Consider the following 17,373-nt stretch of genomic DNA (forward strand, 5'->3'; position numbering starts at 1 on the left):
CCTGCCGTAATTTCAGGATGAATACAGATCCAACCAGGAGGGTTGACTCGGCATCATGTGGCGAAATATTTTTCGTGTTAAAGCCAAAAAATCCGCATCGCAACCAGGTTATGGTTCTTCCCGGCTTTTTTTGTCACGACAAAAGAATGGCTGTAGTCGTTCTACTGACACTATAACAAAACCCTGGTGGGAAAAAATCCTTATTGCCATATTGTTTATTGGCTTAACACTACTGCCGTTCGCAGGTATGTATAGTGTCGTTTTGATAGTAGCAGCAATTCTTATTCATTTTATGATGCCCTCTGCCGAACAAAGATTTATACGTCTGCAACAAAATCTGGCAACCAGCAAAGCGAGATCACTAGCTTTAGGTATTATCGAGCTACGAGGCAAGGTCTCCAGCCAGTTATATTGTCATGCCCCAGTAAGCGGTCTGAACTGCATTGGTTATTATCACTCAGTGCAACAAGAAGAACTCGATTCCGACGGGAGAACTCGTTACCGTCTTATTCATGAAGAAAAATTTTGCCATCCTTTTTTGTGGAAGATGACACAGGTAAGGTGCTGGTAGATGCCGTAGAGCTTGATTTCTTCCTGTTGCCTGTGAACGAAACAAAACGCAACGGAAAGATTATTGAGCATGAACATTGTCTGTATGCAAATAGAGAATATCTACTGATAGGAAAGGCAATCAGAAAAGATAACAAAGTTATTATTACACGTGACAAATTAAGGAATGTATTCGGAATTGCCCCATCTGGCGCATTGATTAGCCGCAACAAATTAGAGATCGTTAAAAGGCGAGCCCGATACTATGCCGTTGCTATCGCGCTCGTTATCGTGACCATTTTGTTCGCCAAGGTTGACGTAAACCATACCCGAACCATTATTTACTTGCCACTACATACTCATCTTTCTGATACTCGTTCATCTGACTAAGAGACTTACCAATGAATAATTTTATTGCGCTGATTATCCTTATTCTGATTGTCATTGGCTGCGCAAGTATGCTTATTTCTCTTTATAATAGATTAGTTATGCTACGCCTGAACGTTGATAAATCGTTTGCAAATATTGATGTTCTGCTTAAGCAAAGGGTTGATGAGCTCCCTGAATTAGTCAAGGTCGTCAAAGCCAGCGCAGCTTTCGAGCAGGAGACATTAATGCAGCTCACGACATTGCGTATGTCTTACCTTGAGAGCAAGAATGGCGCAGAGAAGGTGAAATTGAATAATCAACTTAACAGTGGCTTAAAGGATCTCTTTGCACTTGCTGAGAGTTATCCTCAACTACGGACTAATCAAAATTACCAAAGGCTTCAAAGCCGTATATCGGAAATTGAAGACCATATTGCCGACCGCCGTGAGTTTTTTAATGAAAGCGTCACCCTTTATAATGTAGGTATTAATGAGTTTCCCGCGATTATTCTTGCCAGGCTGATGGGCTATCAGAACCAGCCTTTATTGCAGATATCAGCCCAGGAGAAAGAGTATGCTGGTCTTACGCTTTGATCTGGTTTTTATCCAGAACGAACCTCTGATAGCAGGGCTACTCATCGCCTTTGGCCCGTTGGTAGCGATGCTCTTTTTTGGAGGAGTCCTGCATATTCCTTACATAAAATGGATCGCAGGTGTTTGTGCAGGCTCTCTTGCACTTACATGGTGCCCAGGGTTCGTTATGGGAGTTATTATGGTGCTGTGTAATATTGACGCCGTGAAAATTCTTCTCTGTTGGATAATAATTTTTATTGGGGTGATGAGCTTCGTTATTACCAACCATCGCGAACTGGCGGAAATTTTCAGAGATTACATGACTCCAGAAAAATTACCGCTGCAAAAAGGTAAAAGAAGAAAATCCAGGCAGCGTGTCCGAAAATAATAAAATAGCTTTATTTTCCAGATCCGACTGATTTTATTATAGAGAATAGAATGGTCTGCCGACAAAGCATGGCAGACCGATATGCATCAGGCATGCGCCACCGGGGTAGGATGCTCCCCCGCTTTACGCATCAGCATCAACAGGTAGATAAACGACACGCTGGCAATCATGATAAACAGCAGGCTGTCAGAATAACTCTGCATCAGCATTGAGGTCAGCGTCGGCCCAAGCAGGCTTCCCACCGTATAGCTCAGCAGCAGCGCCTGATTCATCGCCACTAACTGATGGTGATCCACTTTCTCGCATGCCCACGCCATGGCCACCGGATAGAGAGTGAAACCGGCCGTACCCAACACAAACAGCGCGGGCGCCATCGCCGCGTTGCCCAGCATGGCAAAACAGCCAAGGATAACCACAAACACCTGTACGCGCAGCACCAGCAGGCGACCAAACCTGTCCGCAAGGCGACCAATGGGCCACTGCCCTATGATGCCAGCGCTAACCATTAGCGCCATCCAGAAGCCGATACCGGCATCGCTTACGCCCTGATGGTTAAGATAGAGCGGCATCAGGCCATAGAGCGAACCAAGGATAATCCCGGAGATAACACAGCCGTTCACACCAAGCCGCGCTTTGCGCAACCGCAGCATCGGCCAGATAGAGGTGCTTTCCTGTTGTTCGCCACGCTGCCCGATAATGCGGGTAAACAGCAGCGGTAAAATTGCAGCCAGCACCAGACCGACGGTCCAGGGCAGAACGCTCATCAGGTCGGTTGGTAGTTTGCTGACCATCAGCTGGCCAAGCACCGTCCCCACGTAATAGACCATCATATAAGCAGCTAACAAACGCCCGCGATTGCGGGAGGTGCCGCTGCACATCAGCGCGCTTTCAACCACCACCCAAATCATGGCGCAGCCAATACCCGCCACAAAACGCCAGATAAGCCAGCTCCAGAAGCCGATATACAGCCCCAGCCCCGCACAACCGGCGGCAAAGATCAGAGATGCAATATAGTAGCTGCGATTAAAACCCACTTTCTGAATAAGGCGCCCGGTCAGCAGGGTTCCCAGCAGATTGCCGGTGAAATAAGACGAACCGACCATTCCAACCTGCCATGTCGGCATGTTTTCATGAGCGAGCCAGAGCGGGACGAGCGTGTTCAGTACCGCGATCGCCAGCGTCAATAACATCAGGCCACAGAGCAATAAAAGCACTGGCCGGGTATAGGTGGGCATGGATAAAAACCGTGAGGAAGTTCAGAATTCGTGCGCATCATGCCACTGACAAAAACATTGTCAATCAGCCGCTTGAGGCCTCACGCACGTTTTGCCTGGCGTCGATTTGAAAAACTTATCCTGCGTGATGGAAATAACACCGCCGCTACGGTTAATCGCTTGTTTTTACTGGATAGCGTCGTTGAAAAGACAAAAAATTCAGATGAAAAAATTCATGGTAATTTGCCGAGTGGAGACAACAAAAAAGCGCCCGCAGGCGCTTTTTTAAGTTATCGGTATTTAACCGATATATTCCTGCCCTTTCATATACGGGCGCAGAACTTCGGGGATTTCAATGCGGCCATCAGCCTGCTGATAGTTTTCCAGTACGGCAACCAGCGTGCGACCAACCGCCAGCCCGGAACCGTTCAGGGTATGTACCAGACGGGTTTTCTTGTCGGATTTGCTGCGGCAGCGCGCCTGCATACGACGCGCCTGGAAATCCCAGACGTTCGAGCAGGAAGAGATTTCACGGTAGGTATTCTGCGCCGGCACCCAGACTTCGAGGTCATAGGTTTTGCAGGCGCCAAAGCCCATATCGCCGGTGCACAGGGCCATGCGGCGATACGGCAGACCCAGCAGCTCCAGCACTTTTTCGGCGTGGCCGGTCATCTCTTCCAGCGCGTTCATTGACTCTTCCGGGCGAACGATCTGCACCATTTCAACTTTATCGAACTGATGCATACGGATCAGGCCGCGGGTATCACGACCATACGACCCCGCCTCAGAACGGAAGCACGGAGAGTGGGCGGTAAGTTTGATCGGCAGAGACTCTTCGTCGAGGATCTCGTCGCGCACCAGGTTAGTCAGCGGCACTTCCGCGGTCGGGATCAGCGCGTAGTTGCTGCTGTCGGCTTCTTCTTCCAGCGGGCGGGTGTGGAACAGATCGCCGGCGAATTTCGGCAGCTGACCGGTGCCATACAGCGTATCGTGGTTGACCAGATACGGCACATAGGTTTCGCTATAGCCGTGCTGTTCGGTGTGCAGATCGAGCATGAACTGCGCCAGCGCGCGGTGCAGGTGGGCAATCTGCCCTTTCATCACCACGAAGCGCGAGCCGGTCAGCTTAACCGCGGCAGAGAAATCCAGCCCGCCATGCATTTCGCCCAGCGTAACGTGATCGCGCACCTCAAAATCGAACTGGCGCGGCGTTCCCCAGCGCTTGATTTCAACGTTGTCGTTCTCGTCTTTGCCTACCGGCACGCTGTCATCAGGAATGTTAGGGATCGCCAGCGCGATATCGCGGATTTCCGCCTGCAGCACGTCCAGTTCAGCTTTCGCGCTGTCCAGCTGTTCGCCAAGCTTGTTTACTTCCAGGCGTAATGGCTCGATATCTTCCCCACGCGCTTTCGCCTGGCCAATGGATTTCGATCGCGAGTTGCGTTCAGCCTGCAGATTTTCCGTTTGTACCTGCAGAACTTTACGGCGCTCTTCAAGAGCGCGCAGCTTATCTACGTCCAGCTTAAAGCCCCGGCGTGCCAGTTTTTCAGCGACTGCGTCTGGCTCATTACGCAGCAGATTGGGATCGAGCATGCTTATCCTGTGCTTATCGAATTGAAATAAAGAGAAAGTGACCGCAGCCTGCGGCCACAGGAATACTTCGACAACATTACCGCAACGCCACCCTCAGCGGTAGCGTTTTGTGGGGCTTTTATGATCCTGTTCAGTAAGCCAGGCGAGCTTTTCGCCAATCTTACCCTCAAGACCCCTGTTTGTCGGATGATAGTAGCGTGTTTGTGCTAATTCTTCGGGGAAATAGACCTCGCCCGCAGCGTACGCGTTGGGTTCGTCATGGGCATAGCGATACTCCTGGCCGTAGCCCATCTCTTTCATAAGTTTGGTCGGGGCGTTACGCAGATGCACCGGCACGTCATAATCGGGGCGATCGCGCGCATCGGCGAGCGCAGCCTTGAAGGCGGTATAGACCGCATTACTTTTCGGCGCGCAGGCCAGGTAAACAATAGCCTGGGCGATAGCCCGCTCCCCTTCTGCGGGGCCGACGCGGGTAAAACAGTCCCACGCCGAAATAGCCACCTGCATCGCCCGGGGATCGGCATTGCCGACATCTTCCGAGGCAATCGCCAGACAGCGGCGGGCAACGTACAGCGGATCGCCACCGGCAGTGATAATACGGGCATACCAGTAGAGAGCGGCATCCGGCGCGCTGCCGCGAACGGACTTATGCAGCGCGGAGATCAAATCATAAAAGCGGTCGCCTTTGTTGTCGAAGCGGGCGCTACGCTCACCGGCGATTTCCGTGAGCAGCGCAGGTTGCAGCACGCGTTTGCCCGCATCGTCCAACTCCGCCATATCGGCCATCATTTCCAGCGTATTCAGCGCCCTGCGGGCATCGCCGTTAACCAGTTCGGCAATGGCGCGGCGGGTTTCATCCGGCAGGACGATATCCTGTCCGCCGTAACCCCTGGCTTTGTCTTCCATCGCCTGCGTCAGCACCTGCTCGATATCCTCGGTGGTGAGTGATTTCAGCAGATAGACACGGGCGCGGGACAACAGCGCAGAGTTAAGCTCGAAGGAGGGGTTTTCGGTAGTGGCGCCAATAAACGTAATGGTGCCATCTTCAATGTGCGGCAAGAAGGCATCCTGCTGGCTTTTATTGAAACGGTGCACCTCGTCGACAAACAGAATCGTGCGCCTTCCCGCGTTGCGGCTCTGGCGAGCGCGCTCAATGGCTTCACGAATCTCTTTTACGCCGGAGGTGACGGCAGAGATGCGTTCGACATCGGCGTTGGCATAACGCCCTATAACCTCAGCCAGCGTCGTTTTTCCCGTTCCGGGCGGCCCCCACAGGATCATTGAGTGCAGATGACCCGCCTCAATGGCGCGCGGCAAGGGTTTACCAGGGGCCAGCAGATGCTGCTGCCCTATATACTGCGCTAAATTTTCTGGCCGCATTCGCGCGGCCAGAGGTTGAAACGCATTATCGGAAAAATCGAGCGACAGATTGCTCACACACGCCTCTTACTTACGCTGATCGTCGACCGTTACGCCCTTCGGTGGAGTAAAGGTAAATTTCGACGCATCTACGCTACCATTTTGCTGGGATTTCAGCTGATAGCTGCTTTTCTGATCGTCCTGCTCAATCGCGCTGAACTGATGAATGGTGCCGTCGCGGCCTACGTTAATCGTAAACTGCTTGAGATTGCCGCTACTGTTTTTCGGCGTCAGGACAAAATCATCGCCATTTTGCTGAATATTGTACTGCTGCCAGTCGCTGCTCTGGTTACGCGCAATCAGCATAAACGGCGTATTGCTGGTCGCGTCTTTCAGCCAGGTCGCCGTAGCCTGCTCGACAAAGGGATTATAGAACCACAGCGTTTTACCGTCAGACACCAGTACGCTTTCATCCGGCTGCGTCATATGCCAGTTAAATAGATTGGGTCTTTTTACCCATAAATCGCCCTCTCCTTCCTGTACCGCCGCCCCGCTGCCATCGGTCACTTTCTGAGTGAAGCTGGCATGGAAGCTGCTGACTTTATCGAGACGGCTTTTGAGATCGCTTGAGGCATCCGCCCACACGTTACTTGCCATCAGGCCGCCAATTAATGCACAGGTCATCGCGATTTTTTTCATTATTTTTCCTCACTACGTCGCTCCCGATGCGGGAGAACACTCCTGTCACTTTACGAGTACCCGGCGCGAAGCGACAGAAGAAAAGACTGAATTTTTACAGATTTACCCATCTTTGCAATCATTCGAACGGCGGCGGCGCGAGCACTTCGCGGTTACCGTTATGGCCCTGTTCGCTGACGATGCCCTGGGCTTCCATCTGCTCAATAATTCGCGCGGCGCGGTTATAGCCGATGCGGAACTGACGCTGAACGCCGGAGATAGAGGCTTTACGTTTTTCGGTGACGAAATTCACCGCCTGGTCGAACAGCGGATCCAGCTCATCACCGCCGTCGAAGCCGCCGCCGCCGCCCCCTTCGCTTTCGCTGTCAGAGGTAATGCCATCAACGTACTGCGGACGCCCGCGCGCCTTCCAGTCCTGCACCACGGCGTGAACTTCCTCGTCGCGCACGAAAGCGCCATGCACACGCACCGGGATCGTTGAGTTAGGCCCGGAATAGAGCATGTCCCCCATCCCCAGCAGCGACTCCGCGCCGCCCTGGTCAAGAATAGTGCGGGAATCGATTTTACTGGAAACGGTAAAGGCGATACGCGTTGGAATGTTGGCCTTAATAAGCCCGGTGATGACGTCCACTGACGGGCGCTGAGTTGCCAGCACCAGATGAATACCCGCCGCGCGCGCTTTCTGCGCCAGACGCGCAATCAGCTCTTCCACTTTCTTACCAACGGTCATCATCAGGTCGGCAAATTCGTCGACCAGCACCACAATATAAGGCTCTTTTTTCAGTACCGGATGCGTAGCATCCATACTGTCGCCTGGCTTCCAGTAAGGATCCGGAATCGGCCGTCCCATACGCGTGGCTTCGGCAATCTTTTCATTGTAACCAGCAAGATTACGCACGCCCAACGCAGACATCAGTTTATATCTGCGTTCCATCTCGTTAACGCTCCAGCGCAGGGCATTGGCGGCGTCTTTCATGTCCGTTACGACCTCAGTCAACAGATGCGGTATCCCTTCATACACCGACAGCTCGAGCATTTTCGGGTCGATCATGATGAATTTCACATCTTCCGGCTGCGCTTTGTAGAGCATGCTGAGGATCATGGCGTTCACCCCAACGGACTTACCGGAACCGGTCGTACCCGCGACCAGCAGGTGCGGCATCTTCGCCAAATCGGCGGTAACCGGTTCGCCCGCGATGTCTTTCCCGAGAACCACAGTGAGCGGCGAAGGATTATCGCGGAATTTCGCATTATCCAGCACTTCGCGCAGGTACACGGTCTGGCGCTTTTTGTTAGGCAGTTCAAGGCCAACGTACGGTTTGCCGGGAATAACTTCCACCACGCGCACGGCGGCGGTGGAGAGCGAACGGGCCAGATCGCGTGACAGGTTGGAAATACGCGCCGCTTTCACCCCGGGCGCGAGGTTTAGCTCAAAACGAGTGATAACCGGCCCTGGCGAGTAGTTCACCACGTCGGCTTTAATACGGAAATCGGCCAGACGCGCCTCAACCAGACGCGCCATCTGCTCAAGCGCAAAGGTATCTATCGGCTCGACTTCTGCCGGCGGCGGCGTAAGCAGGTCAAGAGACGGCAGCAGCGTCGTCGGCTTCGGTAACGGGCGGCTATCGCCATTACGCATCAACAACGGGTGCAGCAGCGTATCCTGCGCCGCGGGCTGCTGCTGTGGCGCAGGAGCCGAAGGCTGCTGGCGGAAGGCCGCCCCCTGGTGGGGGTGTGCGGCTGCAGGCTGCTGGAAAGCAGACGCCTGCTGTGGATGCACAGGCGCTGAAGGCTGCTGGTAGAGCTGCGGCGAAGCTGGCTGCTGATACGCCAGATGCTGCACTGGCGGCGCGGACGGCGCGACAGGTTGCTGAGGCGCTTCCGTTTCCGGCATAACGCCCGGCGTAAACAGCGGCTCGCTGGGGCCATCGTCCACCAGCGCTTTCATCGGCGAGAAGGCGAAATCATCCAGCGAGAAGGGATGGCCGCCCGCAGGCTGCTCGCCGGAATAACGCTGTTGCTGGCTGGCCGCGAACTGACGCGCCAGCTCGGCCTGCGCGACTTCATCTTCATCAACTTCATGCGCGCTATGTTCTTCATGCTCGTAATCATCACCATAGCGATTCTGCTGGCTGGCTGCGAACTGCTGCGCCAGCGCCTGCTGATGCAGCATATCCGCTACATCTTCGCTGGTGTCATCGCCATGTTGACGCTGCGCCTCGCGGGCGCGTTCTTCCGCCATGCGTTGGGAGGGAAGCTTAATGCCGTAAGAGGCCAGTTCACGCCGGGTGGGAACACGCACACGATTAGGCCGCGGCAACTGCGGGCCAATTCCCTCTTTAACCTGCGGACGCGCCACCCCGCCTTCTATTGCCGGACTGAAGAGCGGCGTTGCGCTATGCGCTACCGCAGCCGCGGCTTTTACACTTGCCGCAGCCGCGACAGGCGCAACGGCCTGTTCAGCGGCAGGCGGCGACGGTGGAACCGCCGGGGCCGCGGGCCTTACGGTCTCCTGTACCGGCTCAGGAACAGGCTGATACCAGGCGGCAAGCTGTTCGCGCTCGCGGGCGCGTTTTGCTTCGACTTCCTCAAAGTAGTAGAGCGGCGGACGGGTATGCTTCACCTCTTCCACCTCTGGCTCGCTTACCGGCGCTTCAACAGGCGGCGGCTCGGGTTGCGGCTGCACAGGCACAGGCTGATGCTCGTAGTGCGGCTGCGCGGCAGGCTCCTCCCACGGCTGATACGCCTCTGGCTGTTGCGCGACGGGCGCCTGCCACTGTTGTTGTTGCAGCGGCTCGTGTTGCTGTACCGGCGCGACTTCGTATTCATCCGCAGAAGCAAAATTTTCCGCCGCCGGATAATGCTGCGGCGCTTCACAGGCCGGCGCATACTCCGCGGGCGGCTCGACATAGGGTTGCGCAACGGGGCTTGCCGGGGCCGCCCACTCCTGGGCGACGGTGGTTGCCGCGGCGGCGGCAGCAACAGGTTCGGTTGCCCGCTGCCCGCTTAACAGCGGATCCCAGGCCTCGGCGTCAGGGGCCGTCGCCCGCTGGCCGGAGAAGAGCACGTCGTCAGCATCGGCAGGTACGCCGCGCGCGCTGTATTCGATATCGTCGCTTTCATCATCCATACGCCTGCCGGAGAAGAGCGCGGCGTCTGTTTTGCGCCCCATCGGATTGGCGAACTTCTCCGCTACCCGTTTACGGCGCGCAAGCGCCCCGCGCAGAATGCGGGCGCGGCGGGATTCGCGCGGCGGGGCCGGCGTGTCGTCTTCGTCTTCGTACTCATCGTCTTCATACTCTTCGTCATCCACCCAGGTATCATCACGACGGGTTCGATTGCTGGCGAAGGTAAGAATAGTCAGGATGACGCTGCCGATTTTTTCAGCGATGGTCACCCAGGACCAGCCGGTAAACAGCGTCAGCCCCGCCGCCCAGATGCAGAGCAGCGTAATGGTGCCGCCGCTGCTGTGCAGCAGAGGTTGGAGCGTTGTGCTTAACAGGCTACCGATAACCCCGCCTGAGGCGAAGTACCAGATGTCGTCGGCATTGATGGCGGCCAGGCCGCAGGAGGTAAGAATCAGCGCCAGCGCGCCGATCAGGCGCAAAGAGACGGCGAAGTAGTCGATGTAGTCTTCATTAGCACGATGCCGGTAAGCGAACCAGCAGCCGCCAATAATGATGATGGGGATGGTGTAGGCCATCACGCCAAAGATAAATAGCAGGGTGTCCGCCAGCCATGCGCCCGGCGCGCCGCCCAGATTATGGATGGGCTCATGCCATGCGGTTTGCGACCAGCTCGGGTCAGACGGATTAAAGCTAATGAGCGCCGCCATTAACCAGACGGCAAACAGAGATACGAGGATCAGCAACGCCTCAAGGAGTCGACGCCCGCTGCTTAGCTTGGTAAGTGTGACTTCTTTGTCTTCTGTATATTCCTGGCTCAAGTAAGGCTCTCCAGCTAAAACGGGCAGCAGTGCCGGGTCGCCCCGGCACTGCTGCTGTATGGATTAACAGGAGTGTAATCAAAAACCGCCGATTATGCACCTGTTCCGTATTAGCGCGTCTTGATAACCAGACGATTGCTCTGTTTGACTTCTTCCATTACCACGTAGGTACGGGTGTCATTCACGCCGGGCAGGCGCAGCAGGGTTTCCCCCAGCAGTTTGCGGTAAGCCGACATATCCGGCACGCGGGTCTTCAACAGATAGTCGAAATCGCCTGAAACCAGATGACACTCTTGAATTTCTTCAAGTTTTTGTACTGCGGCGTTAAATTGCTCGAACACATCCGGCGCGCCACGATTCAGAGTAATCTCAACAAATACCAGAAGTGATGCATCCAGATAATGCGGGTTAAGCAGCGCTGTATAGCCCTGAATAAAGCCCTGTCTTTCCAGTCGACGCACACGCTCAAGGCACGGCGTCGGCGAAAGTCCCACTCGTTTAGAAAGCTCGACGTTGGAAATACGCCCATCTTTTTGCAGTTCGTTGAGAATGTTGCGATCGATGCGGTCGAGATCTTTGCCTGGGCGCTTCTTGCTATCTACCATTATTATTGTCTCTCTGTATTCCTTCCCTACTCCTGTCTTGCCCCTGTGCACTTCACTGTTCAGGGTCTGTACCCTTACGCTACACGCTGCTTGTTATTGATTTACGGCGGCGCGTATGAGGGGCTGTATAAAGAAGACCGGTGCCTGAGGCAGCTTTCGACATCACGGATGGCGTCTGTCCACGCCATGCGTAGATTTCGCTAGCCCGGTAAAAATGGCATTTACGTGCATGAATCTTCATCACGCGCGAAACACTGCTTTTTTCTTCCTTTGATGTTTTCGCAAATGCGCAGGTGATTGTCAAAGCAAAACATCTTTTTTAGTACAACATGCCAGATATTCATCATGGTGGTCAGGTAATCCTCATTTTATCACCTTATAACTGCCCGAATTTCAGTAGAAATTATTATATCCACCTGCTTATCCAGGCACGCTGATTGGCGGTAGCTATTACACATATCGTTAACAAAACCGCTGCGCCCTTTTTTTACGTTCGCATTTTCCCTACAATCCAGCCCATGTTTGCTAACAAGAAAAATGAGGATCTCATGGGTACGGCCAAACACAGTAAGCTGCTTATCCTTGGTTCAGGGCCTGCGGGATATACCGCTGCGGTCTACGCGGCGCGCGCGAACCTGGAACCGGTACTGATTACCGGTATGGAGAAAGGCGGTCAGCTCACCACCACCACCGAGGTGGAAAACTGGCCGGGCGACCCGCACGATCTCACCGGGCCGCTCCTGATGGAGCGCATGCATGAGCATGCGGCAAAATTTGATACGCAAATTCTGTTCGATCACATTAATAAGGTCGATTTACAGAACCGTCCTTTCCGCCTGACGGGCGACAGCGGCGAATACACCTGCGACGCGTTAATCATCGCGACCGGCGCTTCCGCCCGCTACCTGGGCCTGCCTTCTGAGGAAGCGTTCAAAGGCCGCGGCGTTTCCGCCTGCGCCACCTGCGACGGCTTTTTCTATCGCAACCAGAAAGTGGCGGTGATCGGCGGCGGCAACACCGCCGTTGAAGAGGCGCTCTATCTGGCGAACATTGCCTCTGAGGTGCACCTGATTCACCGTCGCGATACCTTCCGCGCGGAGAAGATCCTTATCAAACGTCTGATGGATAAAGTCGCCAGCGGCAATATTGTTCTGCATACCAATCGCACCCTTGAAGAGGTAACGGGCGATCAGATGGGCGTGAGCGGCCTGCGCCTGCGCGATACGCAAAACGCCGATAACATCGAGTCGCTGGAAGTGGCGGGCCTGTTTGTCGCTATCGGCCACAGCCCTAACACCGCTATCTTCGACGGTCAGTTGGAGCTGGAAAACGGCTACATTAAGGTGCAGTCCGGTATTCACGGCAACGCCACCCAGACCAGCGTGCCAGGCGTTTTCGCCGCAGGGGACGTCATGGATCATATCTACCGTCAGGCGATTACTTCTGCCGGAACGGGTTGTATGGCGGCGCTGGATGCCGAACGTTATCTTGACGGTCTGGCGGAAAGCAGCAAATAATCTTTACAACTCAGTAACAAAGGTAAAGAAGGCGACTATAAGTCGCCTTTATTTTTGCACCGATGTAACATTGCGAAGCGAAAAATCCCTATAACTTCACCTGCAAAGCGCGCAATGAATAAAACCCGTCAACAAGAGCTTACCCGCTGGCTTAAAAAGCAAAGCGTTATTTCTCGTCGCTGGCTTACCCTCTCCCGCCTTCTTGGCGTTGTCAGCGGCGTGCTGATCGTCGCCCAGGCATGGATACTGGCTACCATCCTTAACCATATGATTATGGAAAATATCCCCCGCGAAGCGCTGCTGTTGCCCTTCGCGCTGCTGGCGCTGGTCTTTATTCTGCGCAGTTGGGTAACCTGGTTGCGCGAACGGGTGGGCTTTCACGCGGGGGTACATATCCGCTATGAGATCCGCCGTCAGGTGCTGGATAAACTGCAGCAGGCGGGACCGGCATGGATCCAGGGTAAACCCGCGGGTAGCTGGGCGACGCTCATTCTCGAACAGATTGATGATATGCACGATTTCTACGCCCGTTATCTGCCGCAAATGGCGCTGGCGGCCAGCGTACCGCTGCTTATCGTCATCACGCTTTTCCCCATTAACTGGGCCTCCGCCCTGATTCTGTTGGCCACGGCACCGCTGATTCCGCTGTTTATGGCAATGGTGGGGATGGGCGCGGCCGATGCCAACCGGCGCAATTTCAAAGCGCTGGCGCGCCTCAGCGGGCACTTTCTCGATCGCCTGCGCGGGATGGAAACCTTACGCGTTTTTGGTCGCGGAGCGGCAGAGACAGAAAATATTCGCCGGGCATCGCAGGATTTTCGTAGCCGGACGATGGAAGTTCTACGACTGGCGTTTCTCTCCTCCGGCGTGCTGGAATTTTTCACCTCGCTGTCGATAGCGCTGGTCGCGGTCTATTTTGGCTTCTCCTATCTGGGGGAACTGAATTTCGGCCATTACGGCACCGGCGTAACGCTGTTTGCCGGTTTTCTGGCGCTGATCCTCGCACCGGAGTTCTTTCAGCCGCTGCGGGATTTAGGGACGTTTTACCATGCGAAGGCGCAGGCTATTGGCGCGGCCGATAGTCTGAAAACGTTTCTTGAAGCGCCGCTGGCGCATCCCCAGCGCGGCGATGTCGAATGCGATCCTAACGAGCCGGTGAGCATCACGGCAGAAGAGCTTGTGATTAAGTCTCCGGACGGCAGCGTGCTGGCAGGGCCGCTGAGCTTTACGCTCGCGGCCGGGCAACGGGTGGTACTGGTGGGCAAGAGCGGGTCGGGTAAAAGCTCCCTGATTAACGCGCTCTCCGGCTTTCTGCCCTATGAGGGCTCACTGCGTATTAACGGCGTGGAGTTGGGCGACCTCAATCCCGACAGCTGGCGTCGGTGCCTGAGCTGGGTGGGGCAGAACCCACAGCTTCCGGCGGCCACGCTGCGGCAAAATATTCTGCTGGCGCGCCCGGATGCCAGCGAGGCGGAATTGCAGGCGGTGCTGGATAAAGCCTGGGTCAGCGAGTTTTTACCGCTGCTCCCGCAGGGGCTGGAGACGCCGCCGGGCGATCAGGGCACCCGCCTTTCGGTCGGCCAGGCGCAGCGTATTGCGGTGGCCCGCGCCCTGCTCGCCCCTTGCCAGTTCCTGCTCCTTGATGAGCCAGCCGCCAGCCTTGACGCCCACAGTGAACAGCGGGTGATGCAGGCCCTTAACGCGGCGTCGCAGCAGCAAACGACGCTGATGGTAACGCACCAGCTGGAAAACCTGGGCGACTGGAGCGCCATCTGGGTTATGGACAACGGGCATATCATCGAACAGGGAAGCTTCGTCGAACTCGCCGCGGCGCAGGGGGCGTTTGCCCGCCTGCTCGCCCATCGTCAGGAGGAGATTTAAATGCGCGCGCTGCTGCCTTATCTTGCGCTCTACAAACGCCACAAATGGCGTCTGCTGCTGGGTGTAATACTTGCCATCATCACCCTGCTGGCGAGTATCGGCCTGCTGACGCTCTCCGGCTGGTTTTTATCCGCCTCAGCCGTGGTTGGGGTCGCCGGGCTTTACAGCTTCAACTATATGCTGCCTGCGGCCGGGGTTCGCGGCGCGGCCATTACCCGTACCGCCGGGCGCTATTTTGAGCGGTTGGTAAGCCACGACGCCACTTTCCGCGTGCTGGAGCACCTGCGCGTCACGACCTTTAGTAAGCTGCTGCCGCTCTCCCCTGCCGGGCTCGCCCGTTTTCGCCAGGGGGAGTTACTGAACCGCGTGGTGGCTGATGTGGATACGCTGGATCATCTCTATCTGCGGGTCATCTCCCCGCTGGTAGGCGCGCTGGTGGTAATCATCGTGGTGACAGTAGGATTGAGTTTCCTTGATCTTTCGCTGGCGCTTATTCTGGGCGGCATTATGCTGGCGACACTGCTTATTCTGCCGCCGCTGTTTTATCGCGCCGGGAAGCCCACCGGCGAAAACCTGACCCAGCTCCGCGGCGAGTATCGCCAGCAGTTAACCAGCTGGCTGCAGGGCCAGGCAGAGCTGACGCTCTTTGGCGCCAGTCAGCGGTATCGTGAGCAGATGGAAAACACCGAGCTGAGCTGGCATGACGCCCAGCGTCGCCAGGCCGATCTGACAGCCACGTCTCAGGCGCTGATGCTGCTTATTGGCGCAGCGGCTGTAATGGCGATGCTCTGGTTCGCTGCGGGCGACGTGGGCGGTAATGCCCAGCCCGGGGCGCTGATCGCGCTGTTTGTTTTCTGCGCGCTGGCGGCTTTCGAAGCGCTGGCTCCTGTTACCGGCGCGTTTCAACATCTGGGTCAGGTTATCGCCTCCGCAACCCGGATAACGCAAATTACCGCCTGCCCGCCGGAGGTGACCTTCCCGCAAGGCCAGACGGAACGACCCACGCAGGCGGCATTACAGCTTAGCGGCGTCACCTTCGCCTATCCTGAACAGCCGCAAAGCGTTTTGCGCCATATTCAGTTATCCGTTGGCGCAGGAGAACATGTCGCCGTGCTGGGCCGCACCGGCTGCGGTAAATCGACGCTGTTACAGCTGCTCACCCGCGCCTGGGACCCGCAGCAGGGCGAGATCCTGCTTAACGGCCTCTCCCTTAGCCAGTTCAGCGAGTCCGCCCTGCGTGCGGCCACCAGCGTGGTGCCGCAGCGTGTCCATCTATTCAGCGCCACCCTGCGCGACAACTTACGTCTTGCCGCGCCGTCCGCCAGTGATGAGGCATTAAAAGAGGTGCTTATCCGCACGGGGCTGGAAAAGCTGCTTGAAGAGAGTGGCCTGAACGCCTGGCTCGGAGAAGGTGGCCGCCAGCTCTCCGGCGGAGAACTGCGCCGTCTGGCCATTGCAAGGGCACTGTTACACGACGCGCCGCTGGTGCTCCTGGATGAACCCACCGAGGGGCTGGACGCCGCGACGGAGAGCCAAATCCTTGCCTTAATCGCGCAGGTGATGCAGGGAAAAACCGTGCTGATGGTGACGCACCGCCTGCGCGGCCTGAGCCGTTTCGACCAGATAATAGTGATGGACAACGGTGAAATAATTGAGCAAGGTAATCACGCAGCGTTAATGGCGAAACAGGGTCGTTACTACCAGTTTAAGCAGCGTCTGTAGTGGTGATATCGTCCTTTCGTCCTCTGCGTAGCGAGGAAGCTAAAGTGCCGGGCTAAGAATGACGATAAACATAGTGGGAAATTCCTTGTCGCGTTATGGAGCGTTGTCGTCATGCGCCTGGTGCAGTTGTCTCGTCATACTATTGCTTTTCCCTCGCCGGAAGTCGCGCTCCGTGAGCCCAACGGGCTGCTGGCGCTGGGCGGCGATCTCAGCCCGGCCCGTCTGTTGATGGCTTATCAGCGCGGCATTTTTCCGTGGTTTTCGCCAGGCGATCCGATTTTGTGGTGGTCGCCTGATCCCCGAGCAGTGCTGTGGCCTGGCGAATTTCACGTTAGCCGCAGCATGCGCCGTTTTCATAAATCCTCCCCCTATCGGGTCACGCTTAACCACGCTTTCGGCCAGGTCATCGACGGCTGCGCCGAAGACCGCCATGAAGGCACCTGGATTACGCAGGATATCGTTCTGGCCTACCATCGTCTGCATGAACTGGGCCACGCGCACTCTGTTGAAGTGTGGTGCGATGATACGCTGGTGGGTGGGATGTACGGCGTGGCGCAGGGCGCGCTGTTTTGCGGAGAGTCCATGTTCAGCCGCCGGGAGAACGCGTCCAAGACGGCGCTGCTGGTATTTAGCGAGTTTTTTTCCCGTGCGGGCGGCAGGCTTATCGATTGCCAGGTGTTAAATCCCCACACCGCGTCGCTTGGAGCGGTGGAAATCCCGCGACGGGATTACCTTGAACACCTTGGTCTGCTGCGTCAACAATCGCTGCACAGCCATTTCTGGCTGCCGCAGGAACTGTTTTCACCCGCATGATGAATGTTTTCGGCACATTTTTTATCAGGGTGTTATAATGGAGCCTCAGAGCAGCTTCTGCCTGTTACCCCGCCACGACACCGGGACAGCTTGTATCAGGGACGCCTTATATCTCCTTCATCGTTTCCCTTTTCGGCAGCGCGCTA

Annotated in this window: 13 protein-coding genes; 7 read left to right on the forward strand and 6 right to left on the reverse strand. The window is 55.9% G+C overall.

The genetic code is table 11. The features are described 5' to 3' along the window. Positions 1-525 precede the first annotated feature (525 nt). The 3 genes from ENTHG_RS08625 to ENTHG_RS08635 are packed head-to-tail and all read left to right on the forward strand — an operon-like array spanning position 526 to position 1,878. A complete protein-coding gene (locus ENTHG_RS08625; RefSeq protein WP_044177937.1) occupies positions 526-939 on the forward strand; it encodes a hypothetical protein in 414 nt (137 codons plus the stop codon). 11 nt (positions 940-950) lie between these two features. Continuing rightward, positions 951-1,511, forward strand: a complete 561-nt coding sequence (locus tag ENTHG_RS08630; protein WP_044177940.1) for a LemA family protein — start codon at positions 951-953, stop codon at positions 1,509-1,511. After that, complete coding sequence (locus ENTHG_RS08635; RefSeq protein WP_044177943.1) at positions 1,492-1,878, forward strand: hypothetical protein; 387 nt, start codon at positions 1,492-1,494, stop codon at positions 1,876-1,878. The genes ENTHG_RS08630 and ENTHG_RS08635 overlap by 20 nt, the downstream gene beginning before the upstream one ends. A gap of 86 nt (positions 1,879-1,964) precedes the next feature. Here the strand turns inward: ENTHG_RS08635 and ENTHG_RS08640 are convergent, their stop codons facing one another. The 6 genes from ENTHG_RS08640 to lrp all read right to left on the reverse strand — a co-directional run bounded on the left by ENTHG_RS08640 (position 1,965) and on the right by lrp (position 11,294). After that, the gene (locus ENTHG_RS08640; protein ID WP_044177947.1) at positions 1,965-3,113 is read right to left on the reverse strand and encodes an MFS transporter; all 1,149 of its coding nucleotides are present in this window, start codon (positions 3,111-3,113) and stop codon (positions 1,965-1,967) included. Between the two features lie 279 nt (positions 3,114-3,392). Further along, positions 3,393-4,685 carry a serine--tRNA ligase gene (gene serS, locus ENTHG_RS08645; protein ID WP_044177950.1) on the reverse strand — a complete coding sequence of 431 codons (1,293 nt, stop codon included), beginning with the start codon at positions 4,683-4,685 and terminating at the stop codon, positions 3,393-3,395. A gap of 93 nt (positions 4,686-4,778) precedes the next feature. Then, positions 4,779-6,122: a replication-associated recombination protein RarA gene (gene rarA, locus ENTHG_RS08650; protein ID WP_044177954.1), complete on the reverse strand. Its 1,344-nt coding sequence runs from the start codon at positions 6,120-6,122 to the stop codon at positions 4,779-4,781. A 9-nt stretch (positions 6,123-6,131) separates the two neighbouring features. After that, complete coding sequence (gene lolA, locus ENTHG_RS08655) at positions 6,132-6,743, reverse strand: outer membrane lipoprotein periplasmic chaperone LolA (RefSeq protein ID WP_044177957.1); 612 nt, start codon at positions 6,741-6,743, stop codon at positions 6,132-6,134. 118 nt (positions 6,744-6,861) lie between these two features. Continuing rightward, positions 6,862-10,689, reverse strand: coding sequence for a DNA translocase FtsK (gene ftsK, locus ENTHG_RS08660; protein ID WP_044177960.1), 3,828 nt, complete (start codon positions 10,687-10,689; stop codon positions 6,862-6,864). Positions 10,690-10,799: 110 nt separating this feature from the next. Continuing rightward, positions 10,800-11,294 (reverse strand): leucine-responsive transcriptional regulator Lrp, encoded by a 495-nt coding sequence (lrp, locus tag ENTHG_RS08665; RefSeq protein ID WP_000228469.1) that lies wholly within the window; start codon positions 11,292-11,294, stop codon positions 10,800-10,802. A 548-nt stretch (positions 11,295-11,842) separates the two neighbouring features. On the opposite strand from lrp, the gene trxB reads away from it, so the two are divergent. The 4 genes from trxB to aat all read left to right on the forward strand — a co-directional run bounded on the left by trxB (position 11,843) and on the right by aat (position 17,227). After that, the gene (trxB, locus tag ENTHG_RS08670; RefSeq protein WP_044179182.1) at positions 11,843-12,811 is read left to right on the forward strand and encodes a thioredoxin-disulfide reductase; all 969 of its coding nucleotides are present in this window, start codon (positions 11,843-11,845) and stop codon (positions 12,809-12,811) included. A 114-nt stretch (positions 12,812-12,925) separates the two neighbouring features. Then, the gene (gene cydD / locus ENTHG_RS08675) at positions 12,926-14,692 is read left to right on the forward strand and encodes a heme ABC transporter permease/ATP-binding protein CydD (RefSeq protein WP_044177963.1); all 1,767 of its coding nucleotides are present in this window, start codon (positions 12,926-12,928) and stop codon (positions 14,690-14,692) included. Then, complete coding sequence (cydC, locus tag ENTHG_RS08680) at positions 14,693-16,414, forward strand: heme ABC transporter ATP-binding protein/permease CydC (RefSeq protein WP_044177966.1); 1,722 nt, start codon at positions 14,693-14,695, stop codon at positions 16,412-16,414. Between the two features lie 111 nt (positions 16,415-16,525). Beyond that, complete coding sequence (aat, locus tag ENTHG_RS08685) at positions 16,526-17,227, forward strand: leucyl/phenylalanyl-tRNA--protein transferase (RefSeq protein WP_044177969.1); 702 nt, start codon at positions 16,526-16,528, stop codon at positions 17,225-17,227. Positions 17,228-17,373: the final 146 nt, after the last annotated feature.

Source organism: Phytobacter massiliensis JC163, assembly GCF_000321045.1.
GTDB classification, from domain to species: domain Bacteria; phylum Pseudomonadota; class Gammaproteobacteria; order Enterobacterales; family Enterobacteriaceae; genus Phytobacter_A; species Phytobacter_A massiliensis.